Raw genomic sequence first — 920 nt, forward strand, 5'->3', positions numbered from 1 at the left:
ACTATAATCACCAATTGTCAGTTAACCCCTTTAAATTAGGCATAAAAAAACCGCTCATTGAGCGGTTTTTTTATATCTTGAGCGGCTATTTATGGATGTATAGGGAATGTAGGATACTCCACACCAGACATTTGATTCGCAATTCGAATCACCTGAGCACTGTAACCGAACTCGTTATCGTACCAAACGTACAAATTAATGCGCGAACCACTGACAATAGTCGCTTGCGCATCAACAATACCCGCGCGACGATTACCAACAAAGTCACTTGAAACTGCTTCGTTCGAGTTCGTGAAATCAATTTGCTTTGAAAACTCTGAATGCAAGCTTGTGTGACGCAAGAAGTCATTTACTTCTTCAATAGTCACTTCGCGCGAAACATTCAAACTAAGAATAGCCATAGAAACATTAGGCGTAGGAACCCGGATAGCATTACCAGTCAACTTACCAGCCATTTCTGGAAGCGCCTTCGCAACCGCCTTTGCTGCTCCCGTTTCAGTGATAACCATATTCAGAGGAGCACTGCGACCACGACGGCTACCTTTATGGTAGTTATCAATCAAATTCTGATCGTTTGTAAACGCATGCACAGTTTCAACGTGACCATTTACCACGCCATACTCATCGTTGATAACTTTCAATACAGGCGTAATCGCATTTGTTGTACATGAAGCAGCAGAAAGAATCGTATCGCTCGACTCGATCACATCGTTATTGATGCCGTAAACAACGTTCTTAATGTCGCCCTTACCAGGAGCAGTCAATAACACCTTAGCTGCACCTTTTGATTTCAAGTGCAGGCCAAGACCTGCTTCATCACGCCAGATACCAGTATTATCAATCACTAGTGCATCGTTAATGCCGTACTCAGTGTAATCAACTTGATCAGGACCATTTGAATAGATAACTTGAATGCAGTT

General features: G+C 42.5%; 1 protein-coding gene. It reads right to left on the minus strand.

Going from position 1 to position 920, the window contains the following annotated elements:
- Positions 1-89: 89 nt before the first annotated feature.
- On the minus strand, positions 90-920 hold an 831-nt coding region (locus tag A3739_RS19610), incomplete at its 5' end, for a glyceraldehyde-3-phosphate dehydrogenase (protein WP_156502708.1).

The organism is Oleiphilus sp. HI0067 (assembly GCF_001635735.1).